This is a genomic window from Changpingibacter yushuensis (genome assembly GCF_014041995.1).
GTDB classification, from domain to species: Bacteria; Actinomycetota; Actinomycetes; order Actinomycetales; family Actinomycetaceae; genus Changpingibacter; species Changpingibacter yushuensis.
Genome location: NZ_CP059492.1, coordinates 239,289 through 254,535, shown reverse-complemented (window position 1 = coordinate 254,535; position 15,247 = coordinate 239,289). Strand labels below are relative to the sequence as shown.

The following is a 15,247-nucleotide window of genomic DNA, read 5'->3' as shown; positions in this document are numbered from 1 at the left end:
GTAACCATCGTTGAACTCGCTTTCTGTTAGAGGTTGGCTCGGAGCCGATCAATCTGGTACAGCGCGATGCCGGTGGCAACGGACGCGTTAAGTGACTCAAGTTCTGCCGCGATCGGAATTGAGGCGACGACGTCGCATGTCTCGCGGGTCAGACGCGCCAACCCGTTTCCTTCCGATCCTGTCACCACTACTAAAGGCATGTCAGCTAGTTCGAGCTTGTCGATATCAACATCGCCGCCACCGTCGAGCCCCACAACGAAGTAGCCATCTTTCTTCAGCTCGCTGAGTGTGCGCACGAGGTTGGTCACGCGAGCCACGGGGACTCGTGCGGCAGCGCCTGCTGAGACCTTCCATGCGGTCACGTTAACGCCAGCAGACCTGCGTTCGGGGATGATGAGGCCGTCCGCGCCGAATGCGCTGGCCGAGCGCAGCGCGGCGCCTAGGTTGTGCGGATCCGTTACAGAATCGAGGGCGATGATGAGGCCGGGACGTACGTGGTTCTCTCCACGTTCGATGAGTACATCAACATCACAGTAGTCGTATGGCGGAACCTCGATTGCCACACCTTGGTGAACCGCCCCATCAGTCATGCGGTCAAGTTCGGTTCGTGAGACTTCCACGAGTGGAGCGCCGAGCGACGTCGCCGTGCGCACGACCTCCCCAACGCGTTCATCGGAGATAGCGGCCCCCACCATGAACACGCGAGTGAGCGGGATGCCAGAACGTACCGCCTCCACCACTGGGTTGCGCCCTGCAATGAGCTCATGACCCTCAGCTAAGTGGAGCGCGGCACGCACGTGGGTGCGCGCGTGCTCGCGTGCTTCCGCAGCGCGCGCAGCAGCTTCCGAAGCCTTCTTGCGCTTGTAAGCGGGATGGTAGGTGCGGTCCTCCGCCTTAGGAGTTGGGCCCTTGCCCTCCAGCCGGCGGCGATTGTTCCCGCCTGATCCAACCGTGGCGCTCTTCTTGCCCTTTGGGCGGTTCGTCCTCTGATCTGCCATTATCGTCCTTCTACGTGCCAACGAGCGCCGTCAGCAGAGTCTTCTACGACGATTCCAGCATTGGTCAATGAGTCGCGGAGTGCATCCGCGCGCGCCCAGTCCTTCTGAGCCCGAGCCGCCGCCCGATCATCCAGCACGTTCACGACGAGGGAATTCAGCGCCTCATACAGATCATCGTGGCTGGAAGATCCACGCCACGGCGCCGCCAACGGATCAAGTCCAAGAACGTCGAGCATAGCCCGAACACTGGTCTGCGCGGCAAGAATGGCGGGATCATCACGTTCTGAGAGCGCGTTGTTTCCGTTCGTCACCGCCTCATGAATGGCAGCAAGTCCCGCTGAAACATTGAGGTCGTCATCCAATGCCGTGACGAAATCCTCTGGAAGATCATCCGGGCCAAGCGCTGCTATGTGTTGGGCGCTCACTTCACCAACCGCCTCTACTGATCGGTTGACGAAACCCGCGAGCCGATCCCACACAGCTGCTGCCTCAGTGAGGGTCTCAGGTGAATATGCCACGGTGGATCGGTAATGAACAGTTCCTAATGCGAACCGCAGGACTACCGGCGGCACATCCTTGACGATGTTCTGCACGGTCAGGGAATTCCCGAGCGACTTGCTCATCTTTTCGCCTTCGATTGTCACCCAGGCATTGTGCATCCAATAACGGGCGAAGCCGCGCCCGGCAGCATGGGACTGTGCCTGCTCGTTCTCATGGTGTGGGAAACGCAGGTCGATGCCGCCGCCGTGGATATCGAAATCATCGCCCAGATATCTTCCGGACATCGCCGAGCATTCAAGGTGCCATCCAGGCCTTCCCCGACCCCACGGTGAGTCCCATGAGGCGTCCGCGGGCTCGCCCTGCTTTGGCGCCTTCCACAGAGCGAAATCATGTGGATTACGCTTGTCCGGCTCCATGTCCGATTCATCCACGTTCATGTTCTCAAGCGCCTGGCGCGTGAGTGAACCGTAGTCGCGCAGAGACGTCACATCAAAGTAGACGTTTCCGGGAGCTCCCACATAGGCGTGGCCTGCATCCATGATCTGTTGGATCAGCTCAAGCATCTGTGGAATGTGCCCTGTGGCGCGAGGCTCATATGTGGGAGCCAGAATTCCCAAGGTTCGGTACGCCTCGGCGAACTCATTCTCATACGTATACGCCCACGCCCACCATGGCTTTCCCGCTTCGGCAGACTTCTGCAAGATCTTGTCATCTATATCGGTCACATTGCGGACCATCGTGACGTCGTAGCCGCTGCGGCGCAACCACCGGACAAGCACATCAAACGCCAGAGCGGAACGAATGTGGCCAATATGAGGAGAGCCTTGGACCGTGGCGCCGCACAGGTACACGCCAACCTTGCCAGGTTGGAGGGGCACAAAATCCCTCTGGGAATGGGTTGCGGAATCATAGATGCTCAGGCTCACCCCTTAAGACTAACGAATACATGGGATACCGGCACGATTCGGCACAGCGCTGGGCGAAAAATCGGGGTGTGGCGCCGACGTCGTCGCACGATTGCGTATACAACGAGGCAAGTTTTCTCTGAAGTTGCCTTCTCTTGGTGTGGCGGACAGATTTGGAAAGTAGTCTGTAGCTCATGGCATCTCACAACAATTCGACCGATGATGCGCGCACGAGCCACGAATCCTCACCGATTCCCTCATCGCAGCAGCAGCCACACCGCACCCTTGGCTTCATCAACAGGCAGGTGATGGCATGGTCCCTGTGGGACTGGGGTTCGGCGGCTTTCAATGCGGTCGTGACCACCTTCGTGTTCACTGTGTACCTGACCGATGCAGATCTGTTTGGGGAAAGCGCCAACGCGAACCTGGGCTGGGCGCTCGCGGTGGCCGGTATCTTGGTGGCAGTTGTGGCGCCAGCAATCGGGCAGTGGACTGATCGCACAGGAAAACGCCACACGATCCTTGTTGCCGCCACTCTGGGAGTGGTTGCGTGTATGGCGCTCTTGTTCTTCGTTAAGCCGGGCCACAGTTATCTGTGGCTTGGTTTGGTGTTGGTTGCGCTGGGTAACGTCATTTTTGAGACGGGCTCGGTGGTCTACAACACGATGGTTACTGAGGTTTCCACACCGCAGACCGTGGGCCGCGTCTCTGGGTTTGGGTGGGGCATGGGTTACGTCGGTGGTATTGTTCTCTTGCTCATCCTGTACGTAGGGTTCATTTCCCCTGATCCCGGATGGTTTGGTGTGACGCATGAGAACGGCGCACACATCCGGATTAGCATGCTCATTTGTGCCCTGTGGATGCTCGCATCCTCGCTTCCCATCATCCTGACTGGCACAAACAATGCACCAATCGAGAGCGATGTGCACGGCATTCTGGGTTCCTACAAGGAGATCCTCCGGTCCGTTGCGCGGTTGTGGCGTACGGACCGCTCAGTGGTGTGGTTCCTGATCTCATCGGCGATCTTCCGCGACGGTCTTGCTGGAGTATTCACCTTTGGTGGGGTCCTCGCAGCCGCAGCTTTTGGCTTCAGCGCCGGGGATGTCATGATCTTTGGAATCGCTGCAAACCTGGTGGCAGGCATTGCCACCATTCTGTTTGGCCGGTTGGATGACAAATTGGGGTCCCGGGCCGTCATTATCATCGCCTTGAGCCTCATGACCGTGTCCGGGCTACTCGTCTTCTTCCTCCATGGCGGCCTGCACATAGGCCCGCTTTCGCTCTCCCCCACGATGGTCTTCTGGATTTTCGGGTTGGTCCTGTGTATCTTTGTCGGTCCCACTCAGTCTGCTTCGCGCACCTACCTTGCCCGCATTGCACCGAAGGGATCGGAAGGAGAGATCTTCGGCCTCTACGCCACCACCGGACGCGCGGTCTCATTCCTAGCACCAACTGCATATTCTGCAGCGATTACCTTAGCCGCAGTGTCCACTGGCCTCACCAAAGCGGACTCGGCGCACTTCGGGATTCTGGGAATCGTTGTGGTACTACTCGTGGGGCTGCTCGCGTTCATACCCGTCAAGGCGCAGGCAAAGAAGTAGCCGCGCAGTTGGGCCAAGAGCCAGTCACACGTGTGTGGCAGAAGCACACGCGATGGCCGCATTCAGCGCGTGACGAGCGCAGTTGCGATTGCCGCGATGCCCTCGGACCTGCCTGTAAACCCCAGATGATCCGTGGTTGTTGCGCTGATGGAGACCGGTGCTCCCACAACAGCGCTCATGGTCGCTTCCGCATCGTTCTTTCGCGGCAGGAACCGGGGGCGCTGGCCCACAATCTGAATGGAAACGTTGGCAATCTGCCAGCCTTCCTCGCGAAGTAGTCTGACCGACTCCTGCAGGAGTGCCGCACCGCTTGCGCCTGCCCATTCTGGCTGGTCAGTGCCGAAGACAGTGCCAAGGTCCCCTACTCCGCTTGCGATGAGAAGTGCATCGCAAGCTGCGTGAGCAGCCACATCGGCATCTGAATGCCCCTCCAAAGACTGCTCACCCGGCCATTCGAGGCAGGCCAAATGCAGCATACGGCTCTGATCTGTGCTGAATGCGTGGACGTCTATGCCCGTTCCAACACGAATATCCATCAGGATTCCACCTCCGCGCGTGGCATATCAGCGGAGTCGGTGGCCAAAAGCTCAGCGATCCTCAAATCGAGCGGGCGGGTGATCTTCAGAGCCCGCTCACTGCCTCGCACAAGTACTACGGGATGCCCAGAGGACTCGACGAGCGCGGCGTCGTCGGGCGCTGACGTGCTTTCGTCATCTGAGGTGGTGGCGAACTGAGCGTGCGCGGCCACAATAATATCCAACGCAAAACCCTGTGGGGTTTGCATCGCCCGGAGGCGGTTGCGGTCCAGCGTCTGATCTATAGGTTCAGTACCATCCGGATTCGTGTGGCCAACGCTTTTGATTGTGTCAACGACGGCGAGCGCAGGTACCACTGCAGGATGGCCGGCTTCCAGTGCTTGAACCACTCGTTGGATCTGACTGACTGGCGTCAAGGCTCGTGCTGCATCATGAATAAGCACGTAGTCCGCTGAGCCCGCGGCGGCTAGACCCGCAGCAACGGAGGCTTGGCGCGTGTGCCCGCCTGCCACCACAGTGGCGTGTAGGCCCGCCGCGGCGAGTGCGGCCTCAAACTGCACAAGATGATCCTCCGGGGCGGTCACAACGCAACGATCAACAACACCGGAGGCAAACATCGAACGCACAGCGTGAACGAGCAATGGCTCACCGGCCAGCTGCACTAACGCCTTCGGTCCCTGAGAACCAAGGCGGGTGCCGGAACCGGCACCCGCAATGACTGCTACTACACTCACTTCAGCCTCACTCGAGGAGTCACATCGTCATTCGGCCGCGACGGTTTCCTCAAGAATCTCGTCAAGGAGTTCGAGAGCTCCTTCTTCCGAAACGTCCTTAGCCAAGGCAACTTCCGAACCAAGGATCTGGCGCGCCTGGGAGAGCATGCGCTTCTCGCCAGCCGAAAGGCCGCGGCCTGAATCGCGGCGCGTGAGGTCGCGAACAACTTCCGCCACCTTGACCACATCCCCCGAGGTCAGCTTCTCACTGTTTGCCTTATACCGGCGCGACCAGTTGGAGGGTTCTTCAACCTGGTCTGCACGCAGAACAGAGAAGACCTTTTCGAGCTGAGAATCGTTGGAGACATCACGTACTCCAACATCTTCGACTTTGTCTGCTGGAACCTGAATGACAAGGTCACCTTGCATGACTCGAAGGGTCAAATATAGCTTTTCCTCGCCGCGAATAGTCTTTGTAGAGATGTCCTCAATAAAGGCAGCACCGTGATGAGGATAGACGACGGTTTCGCCGATTTCGAAAGCCATTTCGCTTAGGCCCCTTTGTCGAGATGAATTTCCGTTTAGACATTCTAACACGACCGGTATAGGCTCGATATTTTCCGGATCGCACGTCCGGCCTGATGTGGCCCCACAAAGCGCCGAAGATTCGCCGATCTACTCGTCTGAATCGACCAGCTTGTAGCCCAGTCCGCGCACCGTTTGGAGCGCCTGAGGGTGTGCGGGATCTTGCTCAATGCGCGAACGGATCCTCTTGACATGGACGTCCAGAGTCTTGGTATCACCGATGTAGTCCACACCCCAGATACGATCGAGGATCTGCACCCTAGTGAGCACCCTTCCGGGGTTTCGCATAAAGAGCTCAAGCAACTCAAACTCCCGCAGCGGCATCTGAACCGGATCGCCAGCCACAGTGACCACATGGGCTTCCGTGTCCATGGAGATACGTCCCACGGCTAGAACTTCATTGAGATCATCGTCAGAAGCAGAAGACGCCGAACGGCGCAGCACTGCACGGATTCTGGCCACGAGCTCGCGGTATGAGTATGGCTTGGTGAGGTAATCATCGGCGCCAACTTCGAGGCCCACAATCTTGTCCACTTCATCATCCTTGGCGGTCACCATGATGATGGGCACGTTGGATTGTGCGCGGACGCGGTTGCATACTTCTATTCCAGAGAGACCCGGAAGCATGAGATCAAGCAGGATCAGATCCGGCGCTGCCCGGGTAAAGGCGTCAACGGCGGCAATTCCATCTGCTGCGGTGACCACCTCAAACCCGTCGCGGCGCAGGTTGAACGCTAGGGTGTCACGATAGGTGGGTTCGTCGTCGACAACAAGGATCTTGGGCATCATTCTCCGTTCGTGGAACTCTCTTGTGAAACGCCAGCCGGTGGCGCTACGGCGCTCTTCGGGGCCTGTGCTTCTGGTAGAAGAATCGTAAAAGTGGATCCTTGGCCGGGCGCGCTCCACAAGGTTACGCGGCCGCCATGATCGGAGACCACGTGCTTCACGATGGAAAGCCCCAACCCTGATCCGCCAGTTTCGCGGGATCTTGCCTTGTCGCCGCGATAGAAACGTTCGAAGACTCGTTCACGATGTACGGGAGCGATGCCTTCACCTTGGTCAACCACTGCGATCGAGACGAGCCCATCATGGCTCGTTACGCCAACTGACACTCTGCCACGCGGGCGCGAGTATCGAACTGCGTTATCGAGAAGGTTGCGCACCGCCGTGGTCAGCAGTTTCTTATCGCCATACACCGTCAGCCCTGTGGTGCGTCCGGAAACCAGAGTCACTCCACGATCTTCGGCCTCAACCCGCATGCGATCAATTGATTCGGCGACGACGTCGTCGATCTGCACCAGATCTGACGTTGAAAGCGCATCGCCTGCCTGAAGGCGTGAAAGCTCAATGATGTCCTGCACCAGCGTTGAAAGGCGGCGGGATTCCTTTGCCAGACTCTGGGAGAAGTGCCGCACCGCCTCCGGGTCATCAGCGTTGTCCGCCAGCGTTTCTGCAAGCAATGCGATCGCGCCAATAGGCGTTTTTAGTTCATGGGAGATGTTCGCTGTGAAGTCGCGGCGAGTCTCCTCAAGCCGCAGCTGAGCGGTGTTGTCCTCAAAGAGGATCAAGACCCTTCCAGAGTTCATCGGGGCGCTGCGCACGATCAACTGGCTTTCGAGCTCCTCTTCGAGCATCGAACGGCTCATGCGGACCTCGTCCGAGTGGATGAGCCCGTCATCGCGAACAGCTGCGGCAATTCTCATGATCTGTTCACGAACCACTACGCCGTCCTTGACGATCCCGTACGAATACGCACGGGTTGAAGCTTGTTCCACCCGATTCTCGCGATCGAGAATGATGTAGTCCTGCGGCAAGGCGTCTAACACAGAATCGGCGAGGATACTGGACTCGCTAGCGGCCGGGGAAATGACCTCGCGGCGGCGCGCGCGTTCTGTGGCAAGAAACGCGTACGTGGCCCACACCCCCACCAACATTCCCAGGAGTGCGGCAATCAAGATGATGGCACCAGATGGCATAACACAAGCCTAATTGCCGCGGCCTGTCTACACAGAATGGAACAGCCACACTTCGCCCACCGTTAACCTCGCCCCCATTACGCGTTAACCTATATCCACGGCAACGTTCACGACGGCGTGATTGATTGTTTGCTGGAGATCCGTGAAATCAGCATTCAGCGAGCCCTACGCTGAAGCGCGAACCGGCACAGAAACACAAGGAGCAGCATGCGCGAGGAATTCCGCAAGGAAATGGCCCTTCTTCAAGAAACTCTGACCATTCAGGCCAAAGCGGCGGCAACCGCTATGAGCCGCGCTGCAGATTCTCTGCGCGATGCCAACTTGGGACTCGCCGAAGCCGTTATCGATGCCGACGCGCAGATCGACTTCTTGGAGCGAAACTTGGACGAAATGGGGATTTCGTTGCTGGCCCGGCAGGCTCCTGTGGCCTCTGACCTGCGAACTGTTGTATCAGCCCTACGGTTAGCTTCCACATTGGAGCGAATGGGTGACCTTGCACGCCACGTGGCATACATCGCTCGCGGGCGGTTCCCACAGACCGCAACGGACGGTTCCGCCTATGACCTGCTGACCAAGATGGCAGATGAGGCCGCCAAGGCGGGTGCCAAGATGGCAACGCTGGTGCAGACCCAGGACATGTCACTTGCTGCCGAGATTGAACAGGATGACGAGGTGCTTGATGCCCTTCACCGCCAGTCTTTTGAACTGGTGTTGAATGAATCCAACAACCTGACTCGCCAAGATGTTGTGGACGTTGTGCTGTTGGGCCGCTTCCTCGAACGCTACGGTGATCACGCCGTCTCAGTGGCAAGGCGCATGACGTTCCTTGTGACCGGACTTACCCCCGAACGCGACTCCTCAGCTCCCGGAACTGAAGAAGAGATGCTTGGTAGGCTCGCAGACTGATCCTCTAGCGGTAAACAGTGAGGGCACGGATTAATCCGTGCCCTCACTGTTTACCGCCGCTTGAGGGGCGCTCGTTCCGAGCGCCCCGCAGCTCATCGACCTTGGTTAGCCACTGCCGCGATCTTCGCCTCAGCTTCCGGATCCAGGTAGGTGCCACCCTTCTTCACCGGCTTGAGGGTTTCCTCATCCAGCTCATACACCAGCGGAATGCCAGTGGGGATGTTGACGCCGGCGATGTCATCGTCAGAAATATCGTCGAGGTGCTTGACGATTGCGCGCAGCGAGTTGCCGTGTGCGGCAATCATGATGGTCTTGCCGGACTTGATGTCTGGCACAATCACATCGTTCCAGTATGGGAGAAGACGCTCCAGCACGTCCTTGAGGCACTCAGTTGCGGGGATCGGTTCGCCGGCGTAACGCGGGTCTTGATCCTGAGAGAACTGGCTACCTGCTTCAATAGCGGGCGGCGGGCAATCGTACGAACGGCGCCACTGCATGAACTGCTCTTCGCCGTACTCGTCGCGGATTTCCTTCTTGTTCTTGCCCTGAAGAGCGCCGTAATGGCGCTCGTTGAGACGCCAGTTCCGCTCAACTGGAATCCAGTGGCGGTCTGCCGAATCGAGTGCAAGATTTGCGGTCATAATGGCGCGGCGCAGCATCGAAGTGTAGAGCTTCTCAGGAAGAACGCCAGCTTCCTTGAGCAGTTCGCCGCCGTGAGTGGCCTCTGCCCGGCCCTTCTCTGACAACGGCACATCAACCCAGCCGGTGAACAGGTTCTTAGCGTTCCATTCGCTCTCGCCGTGGCGGAGCAATACCAAGGTGTAAGTCATGGTCCTATCTTCCCACGTCCCAACTAGGACCTTCCAGCCCTCGCCTGATTCTGGGCGCGCGTTCTATGCCAACAGTGTGCGGTCTGAGAGACCCCCACCACGCATCTTTTCAAAGGCTCCAAGGAGATCGGAAACCTTCATCGAAGCTTTCTGTTCACCTTCAACGTCCATGATGATTCTGCCCTGGTGCATCATGATGAGCCGGTTGCCCATCGCGAGCGCCTGCTCCATGTTGTGGGTGACCATGAGTGTGGTGAGGTTGTGCTTCTCTACGAGTTCAGCGGTCAGCTTGGTCACCAGCGCAGCACGCTGGGGATCCAATGCGGCGGTGTGCTCATCGAGCAGCAGAATCTGCGGATGGGTAAACGTGGCCATCAACAATGAGAGCGACTGGCGTTGCCCACCTGAGAGCAGTCCTACCCAATCATCGAGCCGGCTTTCTAGGCCTTGCTCAAGCATCTCAAGGTCCTCGCGGAACTTCGCGCGCTTTGCGGAGTTCACGGCAGTACCGAGGAAGCGGCGCTTGCCGCGCTGCGCCGCCATTGCCAGGTTCTCTTCAATGGTCATGTGCGGAGCCGTGCCTGCGGAAGGGTCCTGGAAGACTCGCCCGACAAACTGGGCTCGGCGGTAGTCAGCAAGCTTCGTCACGTCATTGCCTGCGATCTCAACCAATCCTGATTCGGCTCGGATCGAGCCTGAAACGATGTTGAGAAGAGTGGATTTGCCTGCACCGTTGGATCCGATGACGGTGACGAAGTCGCGCGGCTTGAGATGCAGATCCACCCCTACGAGCGCTTTGCGTTCATTGACCGTGCCGGGGAAGAAGGTCTTGTTGATTCCTGTGAGGCGAAGCATCAGTTGTCCTTTCCGTCCGAAACCGAGGCATCTAGGCCGGGTTCCGCCCCATATGTACGTGGTTCCAGAGAAGTTGCCCCCATCGGAACGAGGTCTTCTTCCGACGACGTCGCCGCGCCTCGGCTCTTAAACATGGCCGGTAGCCGTTTGAATACCTTGACCTGAGGAAGGATGAGCGCCAAGATGACGAGAATCGCGGAGATGAGCTTCATGTCGCTCGGTTCGAACCCAGCCAGAAGAGCGAGCTGAATGACCACTCTATAGAGCACAGCCCCGAACACCACTGCGAAGGCCGCTCGGAGGATTGTGGTGCGTCCAAAGATAGCTTGTCCAAGTATGACGGAGGCCAGGCCGGCCACGATCATGCCGATACCCATTCCGATGTCGGAGAATCCTTGGTATTGGGCCACTAGCGCACCGGAAGCAGCAACAAGCCCATTAGAGAGGGCCAAGCCGAGGATCTTCTGATTGTCGGTTGATACTCCGAAGGATCGGATCATCTGAGGGTTATCACCAGTTGCCCGCATAGCTAAGCCGGTGTCAGTGTGCAAAAACCACACGATGAGCAGCCACACGGCCAATACGAATGGCAGAAGTATGAGAGAGCCCATCCACGATGAACTGGCAATGTGTCCAGCTTCGCGCAGACCGGTGAACAGTGTTGATTCACGCAACAGGGAGATGTTTGCGGTTCCCATGATGCGAAGGTTTATCGAGTACAGGCCAATCTGGGTGAGGATGCCTGCCAAGAGTCCGTCGATGTGCGCTTTGGTGTGAAGCAATCCGGTAATGAGGCCCGCAACCATACCCGCGAGGAAGCCAGCGAAGGTAGCTAGGGCCGGGTTAACACCATGGAGGATGCCAAGAGCTGCTACCGCTGCACCCGTTGTGAAGCTGCCGTCTACGGTCAGGTCAGCGAAATCGAGGATGCGGAAGGTCAGATACACACCTAAGGCCATGATCGCGTATAGCAATCCGAGTTCTACTGCTGTGGCGAGCATCTGGGCTCCTTTGTTGTTAATTGCTAGATGCGGCGCGCGGGTGGGGCGCTTGCTGTGCCCCACCCGCCGCGTGCAGCCACGCTCAGCGCGGCCAAGGTTTTATTGGGTGATATCTGCTGGGTCGGCCTGGTCGATGAGGTCCTGAGGAATTGTGACTCCCATTCGCTCAGCTGCACCGAGATTCAGGTAGAGCACCGGCTCCTTCTGAGTTTCAACTGCCATTGTCGCAGGATCCGCACCTTCGGTAAGGATCTTCACGGCCATCTCGCCTGTCTGGTAACCCAGCGCTTCGTATGAGAGGCCGTAGGTAGCGACAGCGCCGTTTGCGACCGAATCGCCTTCGGCTGCAATTACCGGGATCTTCTTCGATTCGCCGACCTGAATCACAGAGTCCAGAGCTGAGACAACCGTGTTATCGGTAGGGACATAAATGGCGTCGACGTCGAGCGAATTGGCTGCCTGCTGCACCTCTGCAGTAGTCACGGCGTTGGCCTCTTTGACTTCGAGCCCCAACTTCTCCGCAGCTTCCTTGACCCATTCAACCTGAACCACAGAGTTTGCCTCACCGGGGTTGTACACCACACCAATTGTCTTGGCATCCGGCACTAGATCGAGAACAAGGTTTATCTGCTCCTCCACCGGGTTGGCATCAGTGGTTCCGGTGATGTTGGCGCCCGGCGCATCCAGAGAATCCACCAAGCCCGCACCCACTGGATCGGTCACAGCAGTGAACAGAACGGGGATGTTCGCTACGGTTTGTGCAAGTCCCTGCGCCATGGGTGTCGCCACACCGAGCACGAGGTCATAATCGCCAGCGGCGATCGTTCCGGCGATGGACGCAATGATCGTCTGGTCGTTGTTCGCGTTCTCGTCGTCGTAACTGACATCGAGACCCGCATCCGCAATCGCCTGCTTGAAACCAGCGATAGACGCATCAAGTGAGGAGTGTGTAACAGTCTGTGCAACGGCGATCTTGTAGCTATCCGAACCGGAGTTGGTGCTCGAGCTGTTACTGGAGTCTGAGTCTGAGCCGCATGCCGCGAGTGAAAGCACTGCGACGACTGCGGCGACAACCGTGGTGAGATTCTTCTTCACGAGTTTCCCTTTCGTGGAGTCAACTGATGTGTGGAGATCTGGATACCGCCATTGGTTCTTAACGCGTGTTGCGCCAGCAACCTCCCCCGCATCAAGCACCACAGCACGCATGCCTGGGTACGAACAGATGGTAAGAGTTCGTCCGCCTGTTGGGACAGTCATCCCAATGGGCGGACTTATTCGATGTGAAGTTGTTCCCGCCAAACACCGGCTATCCGACCGCTGCCAGGGCACCCAGGACGGGCCGCCAGTCCCCTGCCCCTCACAAGCTACCTCGCGAACCAGATACGCCGATTACTGAACCAGATATCGGGCGCGACCGGGCGTCGTCGTCGGCCCCTAACCCAGCGTCAAACCCAGCGAATCCAACCGCACCATAAACTCATCGGCTGAAACCGGCCTGCCGTAATGCGATCCTTGAACGTACACACCACCCAGATCCTCAACAAACCTAGCTTGGCTGGCATTCTCCACCACAAAAAGGACCTCACTTTCCAGAGAATCGCCCAGCTCCAACAGTTTGGCCAAAGCAATCCTGGTGCGCTCCTTGCCCGATTCGTCCATAATTCGAGAACTGACCTTCATTGCTGTCAGCGGGTAATCCACAATCGCCGTGAGTTCCGAATAATCCGTTCCAAGGTTGTCGACGACGAGCCGAATCCCGTGGGCAGTCACATACTGCGACGCCTTCTCAATCGTCTCCAGCGGGGCCAACCTGATCGAGCGTTCATCAAGCTCCAGAAACACCTCAACATCAGGGTTGGCTTCCGCCACCTCCTCATAGACCGTCCTGAAGTCACGATCCACCAGCTGGGCAACACTGATATTGACGCTAACGCGGTGAAGGTCTGGGGCAAGCACTTGGAACCGCCGAACGTCATCCACAGCACGCCGAAGAACCTGGCTCGCCAGCTGGGAGGCCAGCCCCAGCCGCCCCGACTCCTCACGAATGAAGCGCTCCGGCAGGCTCGCGGGCCCGGAATCACTGAACCTCAGGCCCACCTCCAGACCGATGATGTTCGCATTCACCCGATTGACCACCGGCTGGTAGACCTGCATCACCCGGTCCGAACGGATAGCGTCTGCAAGCGCAGCAGAAAGCCCCTCTTGGACCCGACCGCCATTAACCAGAGCCTCTGAATCGGCAGCGAGCTGGACGTCGTCGGGCTCAACTTTGTCAATAAACTTGCGCCGCGCGCGGTACAAATGCTCATCAGCACGAGATATAAGCTGCTGGATATCTGAGGTTTCAGTGCCAGCAAGCGAGACGCCCTGCGAGATGTTGAGCGAAATCATCCCATCGCTCGTCAGGACCGGGGTGGTGACCGCAGAATAAATCGAGAACGCCTTATCCTCGGCTTCTCTACGCTCATCGATTCCAGACATCAGCACAACGAACTCATCTCCCGCAATCCGCGCAATTGTAGAGCCGGACGGAGCCGCGCTCCGCAATCGTTGCGCCACGGCCTTGAGCACATCGTCGCCAGCCTCAGAACTGTAATCCTCATTAATGTGGCTGAGATTCTGGACATTGAGGAACAAGAGTGCCGTCATACCGCACTTCGAGTTGCGTTCAGCCATCGTCGAAAGCGAAGAACGAAGAGCCCTATAGTTCATAAGGCCGGTCAAGGAGTCTGTATTCGAAAAGCTCTGAAGGCGCCTTAGCTCGCGATCGGCCCGCAAGGACTCCCGAGCCATGGTCGCCATAGCCTCAATCATGTTGACGTCACGTTGGGTGTATGGACGCTGCCATGCCCTGCGGGAAACCCGGATACGTTTGGCGTCATCCCCATGGTCAATCGGACTCGAGATCAGGCAACCATCCTCCATGTAGGCCGGCGCACTGTCGTTTTGACTGTCAACAATCTGAGTTCTGAACGGTTTAATGGCCCGCTGTAGATACTGGACGGCCTGATCCTCCACAGATGTAGTCGCTTCCCATGGCAGGGAGGCCAAAGCCTCCATCATTGTCGCGTCACGCGAAGCCCAGCGCCGGCTTCTCACACCCAACGCGAAGACTGAACTGGTTGCCACGGCAAGAACAATCATCAGAAGCGACTGGAGATCTTGACTTTGGAGGCCAAGATCAAACCTTGTTCCCCACGCGTAGGCCAACGTGGCAGCGAACACCGCAATGACGTACTGCAAACAGGTGAACGAAAGCGCGCGCCCCCAGCTAATGCCACGAAAAGAGCGCAGGAATCCGGCGCGATTCTGAATGCAAGCCGCGAAAGAGAACTCGACCACGGTCGCGAGGAAGTACGCACAGAAAGCGGCGCCCAACGAGATCACAACTTGGAGGTCAGAGGACAAGGTGGTGCGCGCGATTGCCGCACTCGCCGTTTCGTATGCGGCGAGCAAAGCCAGTCCCGCGGCAGCTTCCGTGATCATCGACCAGCTAATGGATCGGATTGTATTCAGAGACCAGAAGCACGCCAGAATCACACCGAAAGTCCACAACCCAAACGCCTGGTCTGACCATGCTGGCACAGTGAGCATAGTCGCCAGCGCCGCATTACCCATGCCCATCGTCAGGCCCGTTGAGACGGAACCTACATCAATCCTCACAGATGCGGCGACCAGTGCGAATAGGACTGATACGACTGCCACCGCGGGGTTGCCAGCCACCTCTTCCCATCGCAGGATCACGCCGCCCGCTGCTAGAACGGCGCTCAGTGCCAATGCGAAACGATCAGCATTGCGCGGTGCACGGTCTCGCGTCAGCAAAACTTGTTCTCTGTTCAT

14 protein-coding genes are annotated in these 15,247 nt (G+C 58.0%); 2 read left to right on the top strand and 12 right to left on the bottom strand.

Annotated features, from left to right (window positions below; all coding sequences use genetic code 11):
- Positions 1 to 26 precede the first annotated feature (26 nt).
- Both rlmB and cysS read right to left on the bottom strand, forming a co-directional pair.
- The gene (gene rlmB / locus H2O17_RS01065) at positions 27 to 998 is read right to left on the bottom strand and encodes a 23S rRNA (guanosine(2251)-2'-O)-methyltransferase RlmB (protein WP_182049951.1); all 972 of its coding nucleotides are present in this window, start codon (positions 996 to 998) and stop codon (positions 27 to 29) included.
- A complete protein-coding gene (gene cysS, locus H2O17_RS01060) occupies positions 998 to 2,425 on the bottom strand; it encodes a cysteine--tRNA ligase (protein ID WP_182049950.1) in 1,428 nt (475 codons plus the stop codon). The genes rlmB and cysS overlap by 1 nt, the downstream gene beginning before the upstream one ends.
- 173 nt (positions 2,426 to 2,598) lie before the next feature.
- Between cysS and H2O17_RS01055 the strand changes: the two genes are divergently transcribed.
- Positions 2,599 to 4,005 carry an MFS transporter gene (locus H2O17_RS01055; RefSeq protein ID WP_182049949.1) on the top strand — a complete coding sequence of 469 codons (1,407 nt, stop codon included), beginning with the start codon at positions 2,599 to 2,601 and terminating at the stop codon, positions 4,003 to 4,005.
- 62 nt (positions 4,006 to 4,067) lie between these two features.
- Here H2O17_RS01055 and ispF read toward each other — a convergent pair whose 3' ends face one another.
- The 5 genes from ispF to H2O17_RS01030 all read right to left on the bottom strand — a co-directional run bounded on the left by ispF (position 4,068) and on the right by H2O17_RS01030 (position 7,815).
- Positions 4,068 to 4,541: a 2-C-methyl-D-erythritol 2,4-cyclodiphosphate synthase gene (ispF, locus tag H2O17_RS01050; protein ID WP_182049948.1), complete on the bottom strand. Its 474-nt coding sequence runs from the start codon at positions 4,539 to 4,541 to the stop codon at positions 4,068 to 4,070.
- A complete protein-coding gene (ispD, locus tag H2O17_RS01045; protein ID WP_182049947.1) occupies positions 4,541 to 5,275 on the bottom strand; it encodes a 2-C-methyl-D-erythritol 4-phosphate cytidylyltransferase in 735 nt (244 codons plus the stop codon). Before ispD ends, ispF begins: the two co-directional genes overlap by 1 nt.
- A gap of 27 nt (positions 5,276 to 5,302) precedes the next feature.
- Positions 5,303 to 5,800 (bottom strand): CarD family transcriptional regulator, encoded by a 498-nt coding sequence (locus H2O17_RS01040; RefSeq protein ID WP_182049946.1) that lies wholly within the window; start codon positions 5,798 to 5,800, stop codon positions 5,303 to 5,305.
- A gap of 129 nt (positions 5,801 to 5,929) precedes the next feature.
- Positions 5,930 to 6,625, bottom strand: a complete 696-nt coding sequence (locus H2O17_RS01035) for a response regulator transcription factor (RefSeq protein ID WP_182050882.1) — start codon at positions 6,623 to 6,625, stop codon at positions 5,930 to 5,932.
- Positions 6,625 to 7,815: a sensor histidine kinase gene (locus H2O17_RS01030; RefSeq protein ID WP_182049945.1), complete on the bottom strand. Its 1,191-nt coding sequence runs from the start codon at positions 7,813 to 7,815 to the stop codon at positions 6,625 to 6,627. The genes H2O17_RS01035 and H2O17_RS01030 overlap by 1 nt, the downstream gene beginning before the upstream one ends.
- A gap of 207 nt (positions 7,816 to 8,022) precedes the next feature.
- Between H2O17_RS01030 and phoU the strand changes: the two genes are divergently transcribed.
- Positions 8,023 to 8,721, top strand: coding sequence for a phosphate signaling complex protein PhoU (gene phoU, locus H2O17_RS01025; protein ID WP_182049944.1), 699 nt, complete (start codon positions 8,023 to 8,025; stop codon positions 8,719 to 8,721).
- A 92-nt stretch (positions 8,722 to 8,813) separates the two neighbouring features.
- Here phoU and H2O17_RS01020 read toward each other — a convergent pair whose 3' ends face one another.
- The 5 genes from H2O17_RS01020 to H2O17_RS01000 all read right to left on the bottom strand — a co-directional run bounded on the left by H2O17_RS01020 (position 8,814) and on the right by H2O17_RS01000 (position 15,247).
- The gene (locus H2O17_RS01020) at positions 8,814 to 9,551 is read right to left on the bottom strand and encodes a phosphoglyceromutase (RefSeq protein ID WP_182049943.1); all 738 of its coding nucleotides are present in this window, start codon (positions 9,549 to 9,551) and stop codon (positions 8,814 to 8,816) included.
- Between the two features lie 63 nt (positions 9,552 to 9,614).
- Positions 9,615 to 10,406 carry an ABC transporter ATP-binding protein gene (locus H2O17_RS01015; protein ID WP_182049942.1) on the bottom strand — a complete coding sequence of 264 codons (792 nt, stop codon included), beginning with the start codon at positions 10,404 to 10,406 and terminating at the stop codon, positions 9,615 to 9,617.
- On the bottom strand, positions 10,406 to 11,407 hold the full coding sequence (locus H2O17_RS01010; protein WP_182049941.1) for an ABC transporter permease: 1,002 nt from the start codon (positions 11,405 to 11,407) through the stop codon (positions 10,406 to 10,408). Before H2O17_RS01010 ends, H2O17_RS01015 begins: the two co-directional genes overlap by 1 nt.
- A gap of 99 nt (positions 11,408 to 11,506) precedes the next feature.
- Positions 11,507 to 12,502: an ABC transporter substrate-binding protein gene (locus H2O17_RS01005; RefSeq protein WP_246311279.1), complete on the bottom strand. Its 996-nt coding sequence runs from the start codon at positions 12,500 to 12,502 to the stop codon at positions 11,507 to 11,509.
- Positions 12,503 to 12,841: 339 nt separating this feature from the next.
- Complete coding sequence (locus H2O17_RS01000) at positions 12,842 to 15,247, bottom strand: bifunctional diguanylate cyclase/phosphodiesterase (protein ID WP_182049940.1); 2,406 nt, start codon at positions 15,245 to 15,247, stop codon at positions 12,842 to 12,844.